The sequence below is a fragment of the Streptomyces sp. NPDC053673 genome (genome assembly GCF_055585225.1).
On sequence record NZ_JBVJKN010000105.1, the window covers coordinates 1 to 1,297 of the forward strand.

A 1,297-nucleotide genomic window follows, 5' to 3' on the forward strand; every position below is an offset into this window, starting at 1 on the left:
GCTCTCGGCGATCGCCACCGCCGCGTCCTGGTCTCCGGCGACCACCACGGACTGCGGGCCGTTGATCGCCGCGATGCTCACCCGGTCGGTCAGCATCGGCAGGACCTCGTCCTCCGAAGCCTGTACCGCGATCATCACGCCATCCGTCGGCAGCGCCTGCATCAGGCGACCGCGGGCAGAGACCAGGTGAGCCGCGTCCTCCAGGGACAGCACACCTGCCACATGCGCAGCGGAGATCTCACCGACCGAGTGCCCGGCCAGGAAGTCCGGCCTCAGCCCCCACGACTCCACCAGCCGGAACAACGCCACCTCCACCGCGAAGAGCGCAGGCTGCGTGAACTCCGTCCGGTCGAGCAGATCGCCTTCGGACGCGAACAGCATGTCCTTCAAGGGAAGTTCGAGGTGGACGTCCAGGTGGGCGCACACCGCGTCCAGCGCATCCGCGAACACCGGATAGGTCTCATACAACTCACGGCCCATCCCCAGCCGCTGACTCCCCTGCCCCGTGAACAGGAACGCCAGTTTCCCGCCGACCGGCGAACCAGCCACCACACCCGAGGCCGGAGATCCCTCCGCCAGCGCAGCGAGCCCCGCCAGCAGACCCTCGCGGTCCTCGGCCACCACGGCCGCGCGCCGCTCGAACACCGAACGGCCGGTTGTCAGCGTGCTGCCGACGTCGGATATGCGCAACTCCGGCGCAGCCAGCAGCCACGCATACAGGTTGCCCGCCTGCTCCCGCAGTGCGGTGTCGCTCTTCGCGGACAGCACCAGCGGAAGGAAGGACGGCTCCGCGACCGGAAGTTCAGTCCGTTCCGTCTCCACCGTCACCGGCGCCTGCTCGATGATCGTATGGGCGTTGGTGCCACTGATACCGAACGACGAGACACCCGCCCGGCGCGGCCGCCCGGTCTGCGGCCACGCCACCTGCTCGATCAGCAGGGCGACGTCACCGGCCGTCCAGTCCACGTGCGGCGTCGGCTCATCCACATGCAGGGTCTGCGGCAGCACCCCATGCTGCATGGCGAGCACCATCTTCATCACACCCGCGACACCGGCTGCGGCCTGCGTGTGCCCGATGTTCGACTTGATCGAGCCCAGCAGCAACGGCCGGTCCTCAGGCCGGTCCTGGCCGTAGGTGGCGAGGAGTGCCTGCGCCTCGATCGGGTCGCCGAGTTTCGTACCCGTACCGTGCGCCTCCACCACGTCCACGTCAGCGGCGGACAGGCCGGCGCTTGCCAGCGCCTGACGGATGACACGCTGCTGGGACGGGCCGTTGGGGGCAGTCAGCCCGTTGCTC

1 protein-coding gene is annotated in these 1,297 nt (G+C 69.2%); it reads right to left on the reverse strand.

Annotation, left to right across the window (positions count from 1 at the left end; translation table 11 throughout):
- Window positions 1-1,297: acyltransferase domain-containing protein (locus ACZ6ZQ_RS38570; RefSeq protein ID WP_469773196.1), on the reverse strand; the 1,297-nt coding region annotated here is incomplete at both ends.